This window comes from Pseudoalteromonas sp. 2CM39R, assembly GCF_023161845.1.
Map to the genome: position 1 here is coordinate 34,671 of NZ_JALNTM010000001.1, position 18,363 is coordinate 53,033.

Below are 18,363 nucleotides of genomic sequence, written 5' to 3' on the forward strand. Positions count from 1 at the left end.
TTTATTTTCATTAAAATGCAAATCATAAAAGGATTGATTATGACAACCCGCCTAACACAGTGCTTAGTGGGCTTTGCCACACTGTCACTGAGCCAACTAAGTTATGCAGCGCAAGACGAAACAATTTGGGTCACCATTGATGCCCTTGCTGCAGAGCACTTTCAACAAGATACACTGAGTAAACGTAAATTAAACAGCAATTTTGCGATGCAAAAATCGGCTTTGAATCAAGTTAATTTTATGCGCGTTAACAAGCAGGATATCGCTGGTTTAAGTGAGTTTATGCACGATAACTATCATCGCTGCGGTGGTTTTGTAGCCCATGACTCATTAGCAGATGCCGAGCTCTATACTCAGCAATTAAATGCTGTATCTCAGACAGCTATGAATGCGACCCTAGTAAACTACAGTATTGATAATGCCACGACAGTTAACGCGCTAATATCATCGATTGATAGTAGTGAGCTGAGCGATACGGTTAATAGCATGATGAACTTTCATAACCGATATTATTCAGTGCAAAGTGGTGTTGATGCAGCTGATTGGTTAAAGAGCCATTGGCAGCAAATAGCCAGTAGCCGCAGTGATATAAGCGTTGAGTATTTTAACCATAGTTTTTCGCAATCATCAGTTATTGTGACCATTCCTGGTGCAGAAAAAGCAGATGAAATCGTCGTTATTGGTGGTCATTTAGACTCAATCAATCAGTCTAATCCAAGTAATGGTAGTGCTCCTGGTGCAGATGATAATGCCTCTGGTATTGCAGTGCTCACACAAACCCTCAAAGCAATTGTAGAAAATAACTACCAACCTCAGCGAACCATTCAAATTATGGGGTTTGCCGCTGAAGAAGTAGGCCTTAGGGGCTCAAAAGATATTGCTCAGAGTTATAAAACTCAGGGTAAGAATGTTGTAGGTATGGTGCAGTTTGATATGACTGGCAATAACGGCAGCAGCACAGATATTGTGATGATGACCGATTACACAAACTCTTCGCAAAATCAGTATTTATCGCAGTTGCTCGATGCTTACCAGCCCACAGTGAGCTATGGCTTTGATCAATGTGGTTATGGCTGCTCAGATCATGCCTCTTGGTATCAACAAGGGTTTGCCGCCTCAATGCCATTTGAATCAACAATGAGTGATATTAACCCATTGATCCACACATCAAATGATGCCCAATTTGATGCGGCTCACGCGAGTAAATTTGCAAAATTGGCAGTGAGCTATGTTGCTGAAATGGCAAAGAACGCTGGTGATGTGGTAACTGAGCCGACTAATCAGCTTGAAAATGGCGTAGCTAAAACAGGTTTGTCGGGCGCAGCAAAAGATCAGTTATTCTTTACACTTGATGTACCCGCAATGAGCAGTAACCTTGAGTTTGTAACCGAGGGCGGCTCGGGCGATGCTGATTTATACGTTAAATTTGGCAGTAAGCCGACCTTACAGGATTTTGATTGTAAAAGCACAACCTCTACAAGTAATGAAAGCTGTGTGATGTCGTCAGTTCAAACTGGCACGTATCATGTCATGGTTGAAGCGTGGAATGAGATTTCGAATGTGTCACTCACGGGAAGTTATAGCACCTCAGGTGGCGGCGAAAACGTTGACCGAACTGAGACAAACGTGAGTGTGGCTACCGGAAGTTGGCAGCGCTTTACTCAACAAATACCCGCAGGCCTCAGTAATTTAACGGTGACTATTTCTGGCGGTAGTGGCGATGCAGATTTGTATGTTAACTATGGCTCAGCGTCAACAAGTTCAAATTATCTATGTAGACCCTACAAAAATGGTAACGAAGAAAGTTGTCAATTTGATAACCCACAAGGTGGTACTTGGTACATAGATTTACAAGGTTACCGAGCTGCATCGGGCGTGACATTAACGATTCAAGGACAATGATTTAAACGCAATCATACTTTTAACCATGAGGAAGCAACGCTTCCTCATTTAGTCTTGCCCTTGGCAAGTCAGTTACGTAAAATCTGCCCATTACTTTTAATCTATTGGCGAAGTTTATCAAACAACTTTTCAGTGCCACTGGCCCCCTTGCACTTTCTCTTGATGGATATACTCCTCGGCAGCCACAAATTGACATGGCTGTTGCAGTTGACGATGCCTTAAAAAAACGTCACCAATTAGTGGTTGAGGCGGGCACAGGCACGGGTAAAACCTACGCTTACTTAGCGCCTGCGTTAAAATCAAAAGGCAAAACCATCATCTCTACGGGGTCAAAAGCACTACAAGAGCAGTTGTTCCACCGTGATTTACCCAACTTAGTCAAAGCACTGAGCGCCACTAAAAAAGTCGCCCTTTTAAAAGGCCGCGCGAATTATTTGTGTACGTATCGTTTAAGTCAGCATGTTGCGCATGTACCAACAGATGATCCTGATGTAATGCATCAACTCGCGATGGTGGCAAAGTTTGCAAGTGAAACCCGTTCAGGCGATTTAGCAGATTGTATTGGCATAGAAGAAGACGCTAAGGTACTGCCTTATGTTAGCTCAACCGCTGATAACTGTTTGGGTAAAGAGTGCCCCGATTTTCAAGATTGCTATATTCGTAAAGCCCGCTTAAATGCCATGGAAGCTGACGTGGTGGTGATCAACCATCATTTATTCTTTGCAGATATGGCTGTAAAAGACACAGGCTTTGCTGAATTAATGCCTACGGCAGACGCCTATATTTTTGATGAGGCTCATCAGCTCAGTGAAATTGCCAGTGACTATTTTGGTGAAAGTGTCAGCACCAAAAAGCTGGTGGATTTAATTAATGACTTACGAGCAATTTACCGTGCCGATATCCCTGATATGCTGCAATTAGGTAAAACCCTCAACAAGTTAGAAACCAGCGTGGCAGATTTACGCTTGCAGTTTGGGGTTGATGGTAGCCGTGGTGATTGGCGTGAAAAGCTGGCTGATAAAGATATTTGTGCAGCACTGCACCGAGTCATTAGCGACCTCGACTTTTTATACCAAGTATTAAAGTTATGCTTAGACCGCAGCGAAAAAATAGAGCATCCATTTGAGCGTACGCTGGCCTTTAAAGGTCAGTTAGAGCGGGTATTTGATACAGCCCAAACGGGCTATAGTTATTGGTACGAAACCACTCGCCGATACCTAACTGTGAACATTACACCGCTCAATGTATCGGCTAAATTCGCTCAGATGATGAAAGACACAGGAGCAGGTTTTGTATTTACATCGGCGACTTTATCGGTCGATAACGAATTAGAACACTTTAACGCTAGCCTTGGCTTAAAACCAACGCAAAGCATGATTGTTGAAAGTCCATTTGATTATCAACAACAAGCACTACTTTGTTTGCCACGCTACTTACCTGAGTCTCATGCGAATAATATGCCTCATGCTATTATCAAGCTGACCCTTGAGTTGATTAAATCAGCAAAAGGTCGCTGCTTCGTGCTCTTTACTAGTTATCGTATGATGCACTTAGTGGCTGAAGGTTTAACCACGCAAATGGATTATCCGGTTTATATGCAAGGACAAATGTCAAAGCGCATTATCCTTGAGAAGTTTACCCGTCATGGTAATGCCGTTTTACTCGGCACAGCCTCATTTTGGGAAGGCGTAGATGTTAGAGGCAGCACATTAAGTTGTGTTATCATTGATAAATTGCCGTTTGCCGCACCTGATGACCCATTATTACAAGCTAAAATGCAAGATTGCCAGTTACAAGGCAAAGACCCATTTGCACATATTCAATTACCTCAAGCGGTCATTGCATTAAAGCAAGGGGTAGGGCGACTTATTCGCGATAGTAAAGATAAAGGTGTGTTGGTTATTTGCGATAACCGCCTAGTAACACGCCATTACGGCCAAGTATTTTTAAAAAGTTTGCCACCTATGCGCCGCACGCGCGACTTAGCAATGGCAAACGCGTTTTTAGAACAGATCAATTAGAGTAACTTAGATGATTAAACACAATATTCTTGCCTTAGATGCATCAACTGAAGCTTTATCGCTGGTGCTACATTATCAAGGGCAAACATTTCATCATTTTGAAGAGTGCCCTCAGCAGCACAGCCAAAAGATTTTGCCTTTAATTGATGAGTTACTCGCAAAAGCGCAATGTAAACTAACTGATTTAGATGTGATTGGTTTTGGTCAAGGACCGGGTAGCTTTACGGGCGTGCGTATCAGTGTTGCGATTGCTCAAGGTTTAGCTTATGCCGCACGCTTACCTTTGGTTGGCGTATCAACATTGCAGATGATGGCGCAACAAGCATTTGAACAAGACCAAGCTAGCGATGTGTTTTCTGCCATTGATGCACGTATGGGTGAGATTTATTACGCTCATTATAAAGCTGATGATAATGGCTTAATGCTGCTTGTTGATGAAGAGCAAGTCATTAAACCTGAGTTGCTAACGTTACCTGAAGCAACGGCGGCAGCGGTGGGTACGGGTTGGAAAACCTATCCTGCACTTGTTACAGAACTAGCAAATGTAAGTTTAAATGAAAACATTTTACTACCTGATGCGAAGTACATGCTGGCCTCGGTTGCCACTGCATTCGCTAACGGTGAAACGGTGACTGCAGCTAATGCGCAGCCTAAATATGTCCGTGATACAGTGACTTGGAAAAAGCTACCAGGCCGAGAGTAACTGAAAGAATAACGGGACTTGCGTGCCCGTCAGTTATGGCACATAATTTAGTCATGTTTGATGTGGAATTACGAGTTTGACTTTACCTATTGGCTCAGGCTTTTATACCGGTGACATTCCCGGTCAATATAGCCGTAAAAATACCGTTACTGATAAGCCCAAAGCTATATCAGATCAAACGGCTGAGCAAAAATCGTCAACAGAGTATGTTAAATCAAGCCCTCAAGCTGTTGCTATTGCTGATGAATTTAAAGCTGAGTCGCAAAACTATCAGCAAACAATTTATGACAAACCAAGCAACCCAAAAACCAGTCGCGCTATTTCAACCTATACGGAATTTGCTAACTTAGAGCGCCGCGCCGAAGTGCAAAGCCTTATTGGGGTTGATGTATATGCTTAGCTAACTGGTAAAACATATCTACAAAAAAGCCTAAACAAAATGTTTAGGCTTTTTTTATGATTGGACAGTATTCAATATAAATTACTGTTTAATATAATCAATCAGTTTGTCGGCAATCGCAGTATTGTTTTGCGAACCGTAGAAATCTTCAGCACGTTTACCATAGGCAAATACTTGTACATCAATAGCGGTGTGGCCGCCAGTAGTCCAACCTGTGAAGCTGGCATGATTGATAATATCTTTTACTGCAAGTAGTAGTGCTTTATCACCCATTTTCTTAGCTTGGCTAAGCTTAATGCTGTTTGCATCAGTAAACTCGATATCAGAATACTTTTGCCATACTGCTTTTAAGTCATCGCTTTCAAGTAGATCTTTTGTGATAGTGCCAGCAGTTGCTTTAACACCTTTAACAACGTCTGTTTCCCACTTATATTGACCATGAGCACCTAGTGTTAAGCCACCTGTTGAGTGATCGGCAGTGATAACAAGCAGAGTATCTGGGTTTTTATCTACATACGCTTTTGCTTGTTCAATCGATTTAGCAAAGTCATCCATTTCGCCCATTGCACATGCAATGTCGTTTGCATGACCACACCAGTCAATTTGGCTACCTTCGATCATCACAAAGAAACCTTTGTCGTTTTGACCATCAAGTAAATCAAGTGCTTTAGTTGTCATTTGCGTAAGGCGCGTTGGATTTTCGTCAAGCGCAAACGGTAAACCAACTTCAGCGAATAAACCAAGCGCTGGAACTTGCTTCAAGTCATTCATTGCTGCAAAGTCATCGCTGTACTGATAGCCAGCCGCTTTAAACTCTTCTACAAGGTTACGGTCTTCACGAACGTAATATTTCGTACCGCCACCTAGCATTAAATCAACCGGTAATTTACCCGCAATTTTGTTATCGATATAGTCGTTAGCAATCTCGTCGTAGTTACGGCGTGATTCGTTGTGCGAAGCAAAGCTTGCAGGTGTAGCGTGGTTGATTTGCGAAGTAGCTACGAGTGCTGTTGTCATACCGCGCTCTTTAGCAACTTCAAGCATAGTTTTTACTGGTTTTTTATCAGTATCAACGGCAATTGCGCCATTATAACTTTTATGACCACTGCTTAGAGCTGTTGCACCTGCTGCGCTGTCTGTTACATAGGTATGATCGTCAGGGTAGGTATGTGCCATACCACGCAAAATAGTATCGAAAACAGTTGGGTCAACAACTTTAGTATTTGGATCATCTTTAAAGTAACGATATGCAGTTGTGTACGCCGGGCCCATACCATCACCAATCATATAAATGATGTTTTTTGGTGCTGATTCAGCCATTACTGAGCCTGCTGAGCATAATAATGCTAAAAGACTTAATTTTAATTTCATTGATGTAACCTTATTATTGTGCCCTTATTTATACTGCGAGGATTATTGTATACTAGCCAGACGATAAATAAACGCCTTTAAGTTGAAACGCTTAATAAATAGGAGTAATTGTGCAACCTTTTTCTTTTCAAACTGGCACTCAGGCAATGCATGGCCTAACCTTTGGTCATGGCGAAGAGGTTGTGATTGCCTTACATGGTTGGCTTGATAACGCACATAGTTACATACCTATGTTACAAAACGCGCAGTTAAACCAGCGTTGGTATTGCCTTGATTTTCCTGGCCATGGTTTATCTGATTGGCGAAGCAGTGACGCCCACTATTACTTTATTGATTATGTAGATGATGTATTTAAGTTTATTGAGTCACTTGATGTAACGAAAGTGCATTTAGTTGGCCATTCTATGGGCGCTATGGTCGCTGGCGTTTTTGCGAGCTGCTTTCCTGAAAAGGTGGCATCGGTAAACTTTATTGAGGGAATCGGCTGCGTTACAACCAACAGCAATGAAATGAGCGGCCAACTTCGCAAAGCGATATTAAATAGAGCGCGGGTAAACAGCAAAGGCCCTCGTGCATTTGACTCAAAAGCGCACATTATTAGTGCAAGGCTTGCAAGTGGCGACCTTGAATACCAACAAGCAGAGCTATTAATGACACGAAATAGTTACGAAAAAGCAGGTAAGTGGTATTTAACAACCGATCCAAAGCTTAAAAATCACTCAGGATTTCGCTTTGATGAGGCACAATGTATTGCAACTATCAAACAAATTAACGCACCATGTCAGCTTATCCTAGGGAATAAGGGTTACCCTTTTGTTAGAGATAACCTAGAGGCATATGGTAAATATTACAAGGAGTTAAAAATTCATGAGATACCTGGAGGTCACCATTGCCATATGCAAAGTCCTGCATTAACCTTAGAGCACATTCATGCATTTATTGGGCAGTATAAAGCAAGTTAATTGTATAATTGCACCAAATGTGGGATTATCTGCACCATTAGAGTATTTACTCCATTGAGAAACGGCCTTAGTTAGATTAAGGTTATTAAAAAATATAATTATAAACAGGAGCTAAGAGTGGAAAAAATCTGGCTTAAACGCTACCCAGAAGGTATGCCTGAAACAATCGACCCTGAGCATTATCACTCGCTACTCGACTTGTTTGAAAAAAGTTTTGCTGACTATAGTGACCTTCCAGCCTTTACCAACATGGGTAAAGTGTTGACCTATAGTGAGTTAGACAGTGCTACAAAACGTGTTGCGTCGTACATTCAAAATGATCTTGGTCTGAAAAAAGGCGATAAAGTAGCGGTGATGATGCCGAATCTACTGCAAACGCCTGTGACTATTTTAGGTATTCTTCGTGCAGGCTGTGTAGTGGTGAACGTAAACCCACTTTACACTGTGCGTGAATTAGAGCATCAGTTAAATGACTCAGAGTCATCAGCAATTTTCATTCTTGCTAACTTTGCCGATACCCTAGAAAAAGCATTACCAAAAACCAACGTTAAGCACATTGTGGTTACCCAAGTGGGTGATATGGTGGGCGGCCTTAAAAAGCACATCGTTAACTTTGTGGTTAAGCACGTTAAGAAAATGGTGCCTAGCTACTCATTGCCAAATGTAATCAAATTTGCCGATACACTTGCTGGTAACGAAGCGAGCTATAAAAAGCCAGATGTTGATTTAAACGACTTAGCATTCTTGCAATACACAGGTGGTACAACGGGTGTATCTAAAGGTGCAATGCTATCGCATGGCAACATGGTTGGTAACCTTGAACAAGTATCAGGTTGTCTAGATAACGTGTTAGATCGCGGAAAAGAAGTGGTTATTACGGCACTGCCGCTTTATCACATCTTTGCTCTGACAGCGAACTGCCTAACATTTATGAAATACGGTGGTTTAAACGTACTTATTACAAACCCTCGTGATATGCCTGGCTTTGTAAAAGAGTTAGCACAACACAAATTTACTGCGGTAACAGGTGTAAATACGCTATTTAACGGTTTACTAAATACCCCAGGTTTTGCTGAACTTGATTTCTCAAGCTTAAAAATGTCACTTGGCGGTGGTATGGCGGTACAGCGTCCAGTTGCTGAAAAATGGCAAGCTGTAACAAAAACCAAATTAATGGAAGGTTATGGCCTAACTGAGTGTGCACCACTTGTAACTGTTAGCCCTTACGACCTTGAAGGTTATAACGGTTCAATTGGTTTACCTGCTCCTAGCACTGATATTAAGCTTATGCTTGAAAATGGTGAAGAAGCAGCAAAAGGGGAGCCAGGCGAGCTTTGGGTTAAAGGCCCACAAGTTATGCAAGGTTACTATAACCGCCCAGATGCAACAGCCGAGTGCTTAAAAGACGGTTGGTTTGCAACAGGTGATATTGCAACTTACGATGATGAAGGTTTCTTCTATATTGTTGATCGTAAGAAAGACATGATTATTGTATCTGGCTTCAACGTGTTCCCAAATGAGATCGAAGAAGTTGTTGCTATGCACGATGGCGTGCTTGAAGTAGCAGCTATCGGTATCCCTCACGAGGTCAGTGGCGAACAAGTTAAAGTTTTTGTCGTGAAAAAAGATCAATCTTTAACTGAAAAAGATATAATAAAGCACTGTCGTGATAATTTAACGAACTATAAGGTGCCTAAACTCGTTGAGTTTAGAGATGAACTACCAAAAACAAACGTTGGTAAGATTCTAAGAAGAGCCTTAAAGGACGAACAAAAATAATTAAAGCCGGCATTAGCCGGCTTTTTTATGGTAAAGAAAGGGGTATAAGTGCAATATCAACTGATCGAAACGCAAAATCAATTAAATGATTTTGTAGAAAAAATAACAGGAAAACCGGTACTGGCAATTGATACCGAGTTTATGCGTCGTCGTACGCTTTACCCTGAAGTTGCACTTATTCAAGTATACGATGGTGAGCATTTAGCGTTAATCGACCCACTGGCTGAGTTGTCGCTCTTTGATTTTTGGCAAGTACTTAAAAACCCAGAGGTGTTAAAAGTATTGCATTCACCGTCAGAAGATATTGAAGTGTTTCAAAAATACGCTGGCTTTGTACCAACACCGCTGTTTGATACCCAATTTGCTCTACAAATACTAGGTCATGGAAACTGCATGGGCTTTGCCCACATGGTGAAAGAGTTACTTGATATCGAAATTGATAAAAGTGAATCGCGCACTAACTGGTTACAGCGCCCGCTAACAGAAAAACAACTAGATTATGCCGCTGCCGATACGTATCACTTACTGCCTTGTTTTGAAATTATTAAAAAACAAATTAATGAAGCTGGCTTTTTTGACATCGTGATCAGCGAAAGCGAGTTAGTAGCGCAAAAACGTGCTTACCAACCACCAGCAGAGCAGCTTTATAAAGACATTAAAAATGCATGGCAACTAAGACCGCACGACTTAGCGGTATTGCGCGAACTTGCCGCATGGCGCCGTGAAAAGGCAGAGCGCAAAAACCTCGCGCTTAACTTTGTGGTAAAAGAGCACAACATGGTTGAAATAGCTAAGCGTAAGCCTGCAAGTTTAAATGCGTTACGCAGAGTGCCAGGTGTTGAGCCAATGGAAGTGAATCGTTCGGGCGTTGAAATTTTAAAATGTATTGAGCGTGGTAAAGCCGTCCCTGTAAGCGAACAACCTGCACAACTAAAACGTTTAATCGATTTTCCGGCATATAAAAAAGCCGCTAAAGATATTAAACAAAAAATTACCAAAGCTGCAAAAGAGCAGGGTATTCCTGAAGATGTATTGGCCTCTAAAAAACAGATTAACCAACTGATCAGCTGGAACTGGAAGCTCGATGCCCATGAGCGTAAAGCCGCATCAAAGCCAGACCTGTTTAATTCATGGCGCTATGAATATGTGAAAGACGTACTTAAAGAGTGGCAAAACTAAGTAACTACTTCAAAGGGTTTTTGTGTGATTTGTATTCGTACTAGAAGCCCTGAAACTTGCTGCGTTTACGCGTTACCTCTAACCAATACAGCAAGTTATTATCATATCGTTTAAGTCGTTGTTTTTGTCTCGACGTTAAATAATAAAATGGCGCGAATATAAAATAGCCATGACCAATGATTACCACACAATTAAAACCATATTTAGAATATTGTTTAATTAGTTTAGTTTTGTTTGGCTCAATATGAACACTTCCAAACGCTGAACTGTAAAAAATTCCATGACGACATATAGTCAGCTCATTTTTACTGCTCAACACTAATAAAATAATTACTATTGATGTAAGCATAAAAGCCAGCAAAAGCAGGTCATAAAGTGGATGCTTTTGGGATGTCGCTTTTAGAATAGACAATGTTAAGACGGCTAAAGTCACGAGGATCGCAAGTGTGCTTTTCTCTGAACTCTTCCTTAAATTCAATACTTTCATTCTCAGTCCCTGAGAGGCTTTTTTAATATAGTACTTCGCTACTTAGATAAAACAATCTGCCGAACAAATGAAAGTAAACGCAATTTTTAATGTTTTATTATTAATTTTTAATGCTGTGTTTTATTTAGCTTGTTGAAATTAAATAAGATGTTGAACGATGAAAGATATAATAATAAATGTAAAATAGGTTGGTAGAATAAGCGACGTTATATATCTTCATTAAGGATAATGTTCCATTGAAAACTGCCAAGCAGTTCTTTGCACATATTCTTATGAAAATGATCGACGTGAGTATATTAATGTATTTAACTTTACATAAAAGATTTTAAAAAACTTGTGATAGCAATACCTTAAGTAATTTGTTAAAACTATATCAAAGAGGTAAGCCACATAACAAACCGCTGTAGATCTGGGAGGAACATGCTGGGATTAAAGAGTGTGAATCGTCCTCGCTTGTTAATATAGCCACCCTTTATGTCCCTATGCGAGATGGGTGGTACGTTTAAGGATATTCCCGTAATTAATTTTGACGTTGGTATTTTTAAAATATAAACAGATGCATTGAACGGAAATTTAGGAGTGCTTTTGTGAAAGGGACTGCATTCATTCTTCTCATCGTAGCAGTTTTCGGTATTCTAAAACTCATTGCTCCAAAGATTGTGGAGTTTTTGCCTGAGTGGGTAAATGGACTTATTTTTCTCATTGTATTTTTAGTTTTGTGTTTTCAATTTGGGCGATTTATCTTTAAACACCGAAGAAAGGACGATTAGCTGTTCGTTTTAAAGCGTATAACAAACAATTTAAGCCGTCGTTCGGTTGTTTTTACTGAATGTTTTTGACATCAATAGGATTAAGGTATGGGAAACTATGCACTAGCAGGCTTGGGGTTGCTAATAGTGTTCAATATTTTGATTAGTTTAGTAATTTATAAAAGAAATGATTTTGAAACTTTTCAAAAAGTAGCACAAATAGTGCTGGTTTGGTTACTCCCCGTCATAGGTGGAGCTGGAATCTTGATATTCTATAAAAGCATAGATAAACCAATCAGGAAACCAGAAAGCTTTGCAAAACGTACTGAAGGTAGTAGCTCTTGGCAAGATGAACCTTAATATAGAGCTATTAGTAAACGGCTACTTAAATTAAACCTCAATCATGAGCTCACTTGTTTAAAGCGAGCTCATTCCTAAAATAACCCTACAAACCAAGTAAAATCTTATCTAAGTTTTGTTTTGATTTAGCAACGCTTTGTAGTGGGGTTAATCCGTTTGGATATTCTTCTTGCTCAAGCACTAACCATTTGGTGTTTCCGTGCGACTCTAAAGTATCGATGATGGCAGGCCAATCAATGTTGTTTTCGCCGATTATCGGGCTCATGTTGCTCCCCTCAATCGTACGAACTTTAATGTGCGTAGCAAGAGTGCGGTTAGGGTACTTTTTGATAAAGTAGATTGGATCTTTAGCAGCGTAATTGACCCAGCCAATATCTAACTGCAATGGCATAGTCTTGGGTGTATTAGTGGCAATATAATCCCAAAACGTTGCGTTATTAAATGCATTAAACTCTTTATTATGATTGTGAAAACCGATCTTCATATCAAAGCGGGTTGCGTAATCACAGACTTTAGTGAGTTCTTTAACTAGAGATTTAACTCCCTCAGGGTGCCATGCTCTTTCATCCCAAGGTACATAAAGTGTAGTAACGCCAAGGGTCTTGTAAAACAGCAGGGTGCTATCAATAGTGTTTTCACTGAGTGCATCAAAGCCTATATGGGCACTACTGGCAACTAAGCCTAATTCACTGAGCTCTGCTTTTAAGGCTGCTGGGTTATGTGAGTATGGGCCAAAGTCTCCGGCAAACTCCACGCCGTCCAACCCCATTTCGGCAAGTGACTTAAGCGTACCATGAAAGTCATTTTTTAAGGTGTCTTTGACTGACCATAACTGCACACTCACTGGCAGTTTTGCGAATAATTGACCACTAAATACAAGGCTAATAATGAGCAATAAAATGCGGGTTTTAAACATACTTAAATCCTAAAAAAGCAGGGGGCTGACCCCCTGCACCGTGTTACAAATAACACAAGGGGGAAAGTTAATCGGTATAGGCGTACTCGCTTAAACCAAGCTCAGCTAAAACCTGATCTAAATGGGCTTTTGCTTCATCAGAAGGACCTGGGTAATCACCTGCAATAGGAACATTACCTAGGTAACCTATGTCTTTACAGCCTTCAGGTGTGCAGAAAAAGGCAGCAAGCACTAACTCTTTAAAGCGTAAAAATGCTTTACCAATACGCTGAAATTGCAGAGGTGTTTGCTCGTTTAAAAACGCAATATCGTCTAAAATCGCGCGGTGTTGCTTTTCATTAAGTGCAAAAAATTGTTTTTTAAAACGAAGCTGTGCTTCATCGTTAAGCCACGCTAGTGAGTTTAAAATTTTAATTCTATCGCGTTGTTGGCCTTCATAAGGCGCGCTCACCCACTCATTAATAACCGCCGGTACTTCTAGCTCACTGGCTGAGGGAATAGCGCCTTCGCGTGGCACAATGTAATCAGCTAATAATGCTACTAACGTAAGCTCGTCTGCGGTTAAGGTTAGTGGCCAAGGTGATTCTGGTGGCATCACCAAATTAGGGTCTTGACCATAGCCTTTAGTGGTTACAGGCTTAATATCTAAATCAGGCCAATGCTCTTTTGCAGAGACGGCACCGTCATCTTCAAGTGCTTTTGTGCAGCCAGCAGTTAAACCAACCGCCGAGCCTGCTGCTAATAAGCCAAGCCATTTTAAAGACTCACGGCGGCTCATGTTAGAAACATAGTTATATGAATCGTGTTCGTTACGATGATGCATAATTAAAGTACCCCGTTATCAATTTGTTGAGCAAGCCAAGTTGAATTACGCATTGCCAGTGTCATGATGGTGAGCGTACAGTTTTTATGAGGGTTAGAAGCAAATACACCGGCATCCATTACAAATAGGTTATTACAATCCCATGTTTGACCCCATTGATTGGTGACTGAGTCTTTCTTTGAACTGCCCATTCGTGTAGTGCCCACTTCGTGAATGATTTCGCCACCTTTTGAAATAGCCTTTTCAGCAGGCGGGAGTTCGCCAACGGTCGCACCCATGTTTTCTAGGATTTGTTTCGCGGTTTTTAAACCATGTTCGATTTGCTTTAACTCTCTGTCAGACCACTTAAAGTGAAACTTTGATACCGGAATACCCCATTTGTCTTTAACGTTTTCGTCAATCTCCATGTAGGTATCTTTGTTCGGTAACATCTCTCCACGCAGGGCAAAGCCAACGTAAGAGCCATATGCATCACGAATTTGTTGTTTAAGGGCAGGGCCATAGCCTTGTTTATTACCAGACACACCCGAGCCCGGCTGACCAAAGCCACTGCCAATTTCAAAGTGATAACCACGTGGAAAATCTAATTCATTGTTAGCTTGTGCTTGATGACCCCACCAAGGAATAAATAAGTGATTAGCGGTATGTCCATCTTCGTTATAACGTGGGCGACCTTTAAGTGCCGGAATTTGCGCACCTAACCACGCACCCGTCGAATCCATTAAGTTTCGACCTACTTGACCACTTGAATTAGCAAGGCCTTTAGGGTGCTTTTTATTCTTTGAGTTTAATAAAATACGCGCTGATTCACAGGCGCTAGCCGCTAAGATAACCACATCGGCATCAACAGCGTGCTCGGTTACTGAGTGCTTATCAACATAGGTGACGCCAGTGACTTTACCTTGATCATCAACCTTAACTGATTTAACCATGGCATCAGTAATAACTTTTAAGTTACCAGTGGCTTTTGCCATTGGCAGTAATGATGTCGTAGTTTGAAAGGCAGCACCAATTGAACAACCAGAACCACAAGGCGTTGCATAAAAACACGCCATGCGATCATCTTTCGGGCGAGTTAATACCGCGCGATGCATCGGTACTGCTTGAATGCCCATTTTCTTTGCAGAAGCGGCAATTAAAAGCTCAGGAACACGGGGCTTTGGTGGCGGCTGTAAAATACCCGGTGACGAATCTGGCATATCTTCATGGCCAGTATTGGTGCCACAGACACCCACAAGCTCTTCTGTTTTATCGTACCAAGGTGCTAAATCAGCGTATTCAAATGGCCAGTCGGCACCGTGACCATCACGGCTTTTACCTTTAAAATCGTGCTCACTAAAGCGTAATGAATAGCGGCCCCAGTGGTTTGTTCGACCACCTAGCATACGTGCGCGCCACCAATAAAAGTCGCTCCCTTTGGCGCTAGTATATGGCTCATCAGGTACTTGCCAGCCTCCATCAACGGTTGCGTCGTAAAAGCCAAAGTTTTTGTCTTTGTTACCTGCACCCATAAGTGGGGCTTCGTTGTTACGACGAAACATCGGGCTTTCTGTTTTCGGGTCATAATTACGGCCCGCTTCAAGTAATAACACCTTGTGACCAAGCTTGGTTAACGTGTATGCGGCCATTGCACCGCCAGCACCAGAGCCAACAACTAATACCTTATGTTTAAAATCAGACATCTTATAGCTCCTTGATTTTTATATTTTTAAACCACACTTTGTCACCATGGTCTTGAAGCCCGATATGACCTTGTTCAGCCGTTGCAAAGTTTTTCCAGGTTGCAAACTTACTGCCTTTTACAAGGGTGTTCCATGTTGTACTGCCAATCACAATGCTGGTGGTGCTTATACCGTTTTGCCAAACTTGTAAGTGGTTGTCTTGCATTTTAATGCGTACATGGTTCCAGCTATTTGCTGGTTTGTGCGCCGCAACTGGTGCAGCAAATAAATCGTAAATTGACCCTGCTAAGTGCGAGTCAATTTCGGTATCCGGGTGTTCTTCGTTATCGATAATTTGAATTTCAGGCGCATGAGAGTAAATCATCTGTCCGGTTTCATCAGCCAATACAAAAATACCGCTATTACCTTTGGTAGAGATTTTCCAATCAATCTGTAATTCAAAGTTTTGGTACTGCTTTTTAGTCAGTAGGTCGCCACCACCTTTAGTTAATGTCATAGCGCCATCTTCAACGACCCATGCAGGATTTAAAGATTCGCTTTTAAAATTACGCCATTGCGACATATCTTTGCCGTCAAACAACAACTGCCAGCCAGCTTGCTTTTCTTGTTGTGTAAGCTGATTATCAGCCGCATTAGCGAGTGCACAGCTACTAACGGTGAGCATTAAAGTCAGTGCTTTAAGAGATTTAAACATAGTGTTCCTCGACGATTTACTTGCTTAAGACGCACATTTTTCGGTGCGTTTGTTGTTATTAATTACTAAATGCAACCCAATGAATGCGACGATTAAAATAATTGGGAAGATCAGTAGGTTTTGTAATACAGCCTGTCCGGCTAAAATTTCAATTTGTTCAGCGCTAGCGCCACTTGCTTCTGCTGATGAGCGTGCCGTATCTATCCAGCTTCCAATTACAGGGTTCCAGATGCTCATAGCAAACATGCCTGCACCGCCCATTAACGACATACCCAGCGCCCCTGACTTTGGAATGTATTCTGCAACGCAGCCAAGCATGGTTGGCCAAAAGTAGGTAACGCCAAGTGCAAATAATATGGCCGCTATATAAATCATGCCGCCCTCGGCTTGGCTCATCATAAAGATACCTAAGCTTGCACAAATGGCAGAGCCAAGTAATACACCGGTAGGGTTGAGCTTATGCACAATAGGGCCTGCAAAGAAGCGACCAACCGCCATTAGGCCGGTGATCAAGGCTAACACCACCATAGGAGAGGCACCCGATGAACCTAAAATACGCTCAATCCATTGCTGTGTGCCAAACTCAGTGGTTGCGGTGAATGTCATGCAGGCAATTAAAAAGATGTATAACGGCGTGAATAAGTGGCGAATATTGCTGCTAGTTGAGTGAGTACGCGTATCAAAGCGTGGAAACTGCGCTTTGATCAGCATAGCGCCATAGATAACCGTAGGAACTAAAATTAAAGCCACTTGCCATTGCCAGTTTAAACCTGCTGCCGACATAAAATTCGACGCAAGTGCGCCAATCACAATGCCACCAGGGAACCAAACATGAAAACGGTTTAGCATAGTGGTGGTGTTTTTAGGGTACATTTCTGCAATCAGCGGGTTACAGCCCGCTTCAACAGCGCCGTTGGCAAAACCAATTAAAAAGGTAGAAACCAGTAAGCCCCAAAAACCATCAGCAGTGATGGTTAAAACAAGGCCAAGTAAATGACAGATAAACGCTAACGCCACTAATTTTTTCGCGCCAATGGCATTATAAATAATCCCGCCGACCATAGTTGCAACCGGAAAGCCTAAAAATGCCATGGCATTAACCCAACCTAATTCGGTGTCGGTTAAGCCAAACTCACTGCCAAGTTGACCCAAAATACCAGCACGAATGGCAAAGGTCATAGAGGTCACAATCAGTGCTATACAGCAAAGCCGAAAGACTATGCGGTTATAATTATTGTTGTCCATATTGTGTGTCCTGTGTGTTCTATTGTTGTCGGTTTATAAACCTAAAATTCGATTATTACGCTCAGTGTTTGTTGTGCCACTGGCAAAATCGTCAAAGGCTTTGTCTGTTGGGTTTATTAAGTGTGCTTTAATAAACTCAGCGCCTTCTCTTGCTCCATCTTCTGGGTGCTTTAAGCAGCATTCCCATTCAAGTACAGCCCAACCATCAAAACCATATTGAGTTAACTTGCTGAAAATTTGCTTAAAATCTACTTGGCCATCACCTAAAGAACGAAATCGTCCTGGTCGGTCTTGCCAGTTTTGAAACCCGCCATAAACACCTGAGCGGCCATTTGCGATAAATTCGGCATCTTTGACATGAAACGCTTTAATGCGCGAATGATAAATATCGATAAACGCTAAATAGTCGAGCTGTTGCAATACAAAATGGCTCGGATCATAAAGAATATTCACGCGTGGGTGATTATTGGTTGCCGCTAAAAAGCGCTCAAATGTCACACCATCATGTAGGTCTTCACCCGGATGCAATTCATAACATACGTCCACACCATGCTCGTCAAAGCAATCTAAAATAGGTAACCAACGCTTAGCTAGCTCACTAAAGCCTTGTTCAACAAGTCCTTGTGGACGCTGTGGCCACGGGTAAAAGGTATGCCATAAAAAAGAACCCGAGAACGTCGCATGGGTTGTTAAACCAAGGTTTTTACTTGCTTTAGCAGCCATCATCAGTTGCTCTGTTGCCCACTTAGTTCGCGCTGCAGGGTTATCTTTTACATGCTCTGCGGCAAAGTTATCAAACATTTCATCGTACGCAGGGTGTACAGCAATTAACTGGCCTTGCAAATGTGTTGATAGCTCTGAAATTGTAAGTCCATACTCTGTGGCAATACCAGTGACTTCATCGCAGTATTGCTGGCTTTGAGCTGCTTTTTCTAAATCAAAAATAGTCGGGTTTGAGGTTGGCACTTGAATTGCTTTGTAACCTAAACCGCTTGCCCACTCACATAAACTTTGAAAGCTATTGAACGGGGCTTGCTCTGAAATAAACTGCGCCAAAAATATTGCTGGCCCTTTGATTTTATTCATTCTT

At 41.7% G+C, this 18,363-nt stretch carries 16 protein-coding genes; 8 read left to right on the forward strand and 8 right to left on the reverse strand.

The genetic code is table 11. The features are described 5' to 3' along the window. Positions 1 to 39: 39 nt before the first annotated feature. From MTF66_RS00170 to MTF66_RS00185, 4 genes are all read left to right on the forward strand, one after another. Positions 40 to 1,902 (forward strand): M28 family metallopeptidase, encoded by a 1,863-nt coding sequence (locus MTF66_RS00170; RefSeq protein ID WP_248525830.1) that lies wholly within the window; start codon positions 40 to 42, stop codon positions 1,900 to 1,902. A gap of 104 nt (positions 1,903 to 2,006) precedes the next feature. Beyond that, positions 2,007 to 3,923: an ATP-dependent DNA helicase gene (locus MTF66_RS00175; protein ID WP_054563876.1), complete on the forward strand. Its 1,917-nt coding sequence runs from the start codon at positions 2,007 to 2,009 to the stop codon at positions 3,921 to 3,923. Between the two features lie 10 nt (positions 3,924 to 3,933). After that, a complete protein-coding gene (gene tsaB / locus MTF66_RS00180) occupies positions 3,934 to 4,626 on the forward strand; it encodes a tRNA (adenosine(37)-N6)-threonylcarbamoyltransferase complex dimerization subunit type 1 TsaB (protein ID WP_248525831.1) in 693 nt (230 codons plus the stop codon). A 76-nt stretch (positions 4,627 to 4,702) separates the two neighbouring features. Continuing rightward, a complete protein-coding gene (locus MTF66_RS00185) occupies positions 4,703 to 5,026 on the forward strand; it encodes a hypothetical protein (RefSeq protein ID WP_058584175.1) in 324 nt (107 codons plus the stop codon). Between the two features lie 81 nt (positions 5,027 to 5,107). Here MTF66_RS00185 and MTF66_RS00190 read toward each other — a convergent pair whose 3' ends face one another. After that, positions 5,108 to 6,397, reverse strand: coding sequence for an alkaline phosphatase (locus tag MTF66_RS00190; RefSeq protein WP_054563873.1), 1,290 nt, complete (start codon positions 6,395 to 6,397; stop codon positions 5,108 to 5,110). A 110-nt stretch (positions 6,398 to 6,507) separates the two neighbouring features. On the opposite strand from MTF66_RS00190, the gene MTF66_RS00195 reads away from it, so the two are divergent. The 3 genes from MTF66_RS00195 (at position 6,508) to rnd (ending at position 10,317) form a co-directional block, all read left to right on the forward strand. After that, positions 6,508 to 7,359 carry an alpha/beta fold hydrolase gene (locus MTF66_RS00195; protein WP_248525832.1) on the forward strand — a complete coding sequence of 284 codons (852 nt, stop codon included), beginning with the start codon at positions 6,508 to 6,510 and terminating at the stop codon, positions 7,357 to 7,359. Positions 7,360 to 7,476: 117 nt separating this feature from the next. Continuing rightward, on the forward strand, positions 7,477 to 9,138 hold the full coding sequence (fadD, locus tag MTF66_RS00200) for a long-chain-fatty-acid--CoA ligase FadD (protein ID WP_058584177.1): 1,662 nt from the start codon (positions 7,477 to 7,479) through the stop codon (positions 9,136 to 9,138). A 48-nt stretch (positions 9,139 to 9,186) separates the two neighbouring features. After that, positions 9,187 to 10,317: a ribonuclease D gene (rnd, locus tag MTF66_RS00205; RefSeq protein ID WP_248525833.1), complete on the forward strand. Its 1,131-nt coding sequence runs from the start codon at positions 9,187 to 9,189 to the stop codon at positions 10,315 to 10,317. A 40-nt stretch (positions 10,318 to 10,357) separates the two neighbouring features. Here rnd and MTF66_RS00210 read toward each other — a convergent pair whose 3' ends face one another. Then, on the reverse strand, positions 10,358 to 10,804 hold the full coding sequence (locus MTF66_RS00210) for a hypothetical protein (protein ID WP_248525834.1): 447 nt from the start codon (positions 10,802 to 10,804) through the stop codon (positions 10,358 to 10,360). An 857-nt stretch (positions 10,805 to 11,661) separates the two neighbouring features. On the opposite strand from MTF66_RS00210, the gene MTF66_RS00215 reads away from it, so the two are divergent. Next, positions 11,662 to 11,913, forward strand: a complete 252-nt coding sequence (locus MTF66_RS00215) for a hypothetical protein (RefSeq protein WP_248525836.1) — start codon at positions 11,662 to 11,664, stop codon at positions 11,911 to 11,913. An 85-nt stretch (positions 11,914 to 11,998) separates the two neighbouring features. Here the strand turns inward: MTF66_RS00215 and MTF66_RS00220 are convergent, their stop codons facing one another. From MTF66_RS00220 to MTF66_RS00245, 6 genes are all read right to left on the reverse strand, one after another. Further along, positions 11,999 to 12,829 carry a sugar phosphate isomerase/epimerase gene (locus MTF66_RS00220; protein ID WP_248525837.1) on the reverse strand — a complete coding sequence of 277 codons (831 nt, stop codon included), beginning with the start codon at positions 12,827 to 12,829 and terminating at the stop codon, positions 11,999 to 12,001. 67 nt (positions 12,830 to 12,896) lie between these two features. Beyond that, entirely contained in the window at positions 12,897 to 13,652 is a 756-nt protein-coding gene (locus MTF66_RS00225; protein WP_248525838.1) for a gluconate 2-dehydrogenase subunit 3 family protein, read from the reverse strand. A 2-nt stretch (positions 13,653 to 13,654) separates the two neighbouring features. After that, positions 13,655 to 15,334, reverse strand: a complete 1,680-nt coding sequence (locus tag MTF66_RS00230; RefSeq protein ID WP_248525840.1) for a GMC family oxidoreductase — start codon at positions 15,332 to 15,334, stop codon at positions 13,655 to 13,657. 1 nt (position 15,335) lies between these two features. Further along, positions 15,336 to 16,028, reverse strand: coding sequence for a DUF1080 domain-containing protein (locus MTF66_RS00235; RefSeq protein ID WP_054552038.1), 693 nt, complete (start codon positions 16,026 to 16,028; stop codon positions 15,336 to 15,338). Between the two features lie 24 nt (positions 16,029 to 16,052). Next, the gene (locus MTF66_RS00240) at positions 16,053 to 17,273 is read right to left on the reverse strand and encodes a sugar MFS transporter (RefSeq protein WP_248525841.1); all 1,221 of its coding nucleotides are present in this window, start codon (positions 17,271 to 17,273) and stop codon (positions 16,053 to 16,055) included. A 33-nt stretch (positions 17,274 to 17,306) separates the two neighbouring features. After that, positions 17,307 to 18,359, reverse strand: coding sequence for a sugar phosphate isomerase/epimerase (locus MTF66_RS00245; protein ID WP_248525843.1), 1,053 nt, complete (start codon positions 18,357 to 18,359; stop codon positions 17,307 to 17,309). Positions 18,360 to 18,363 lie beyond the last annotated feature (4 nt).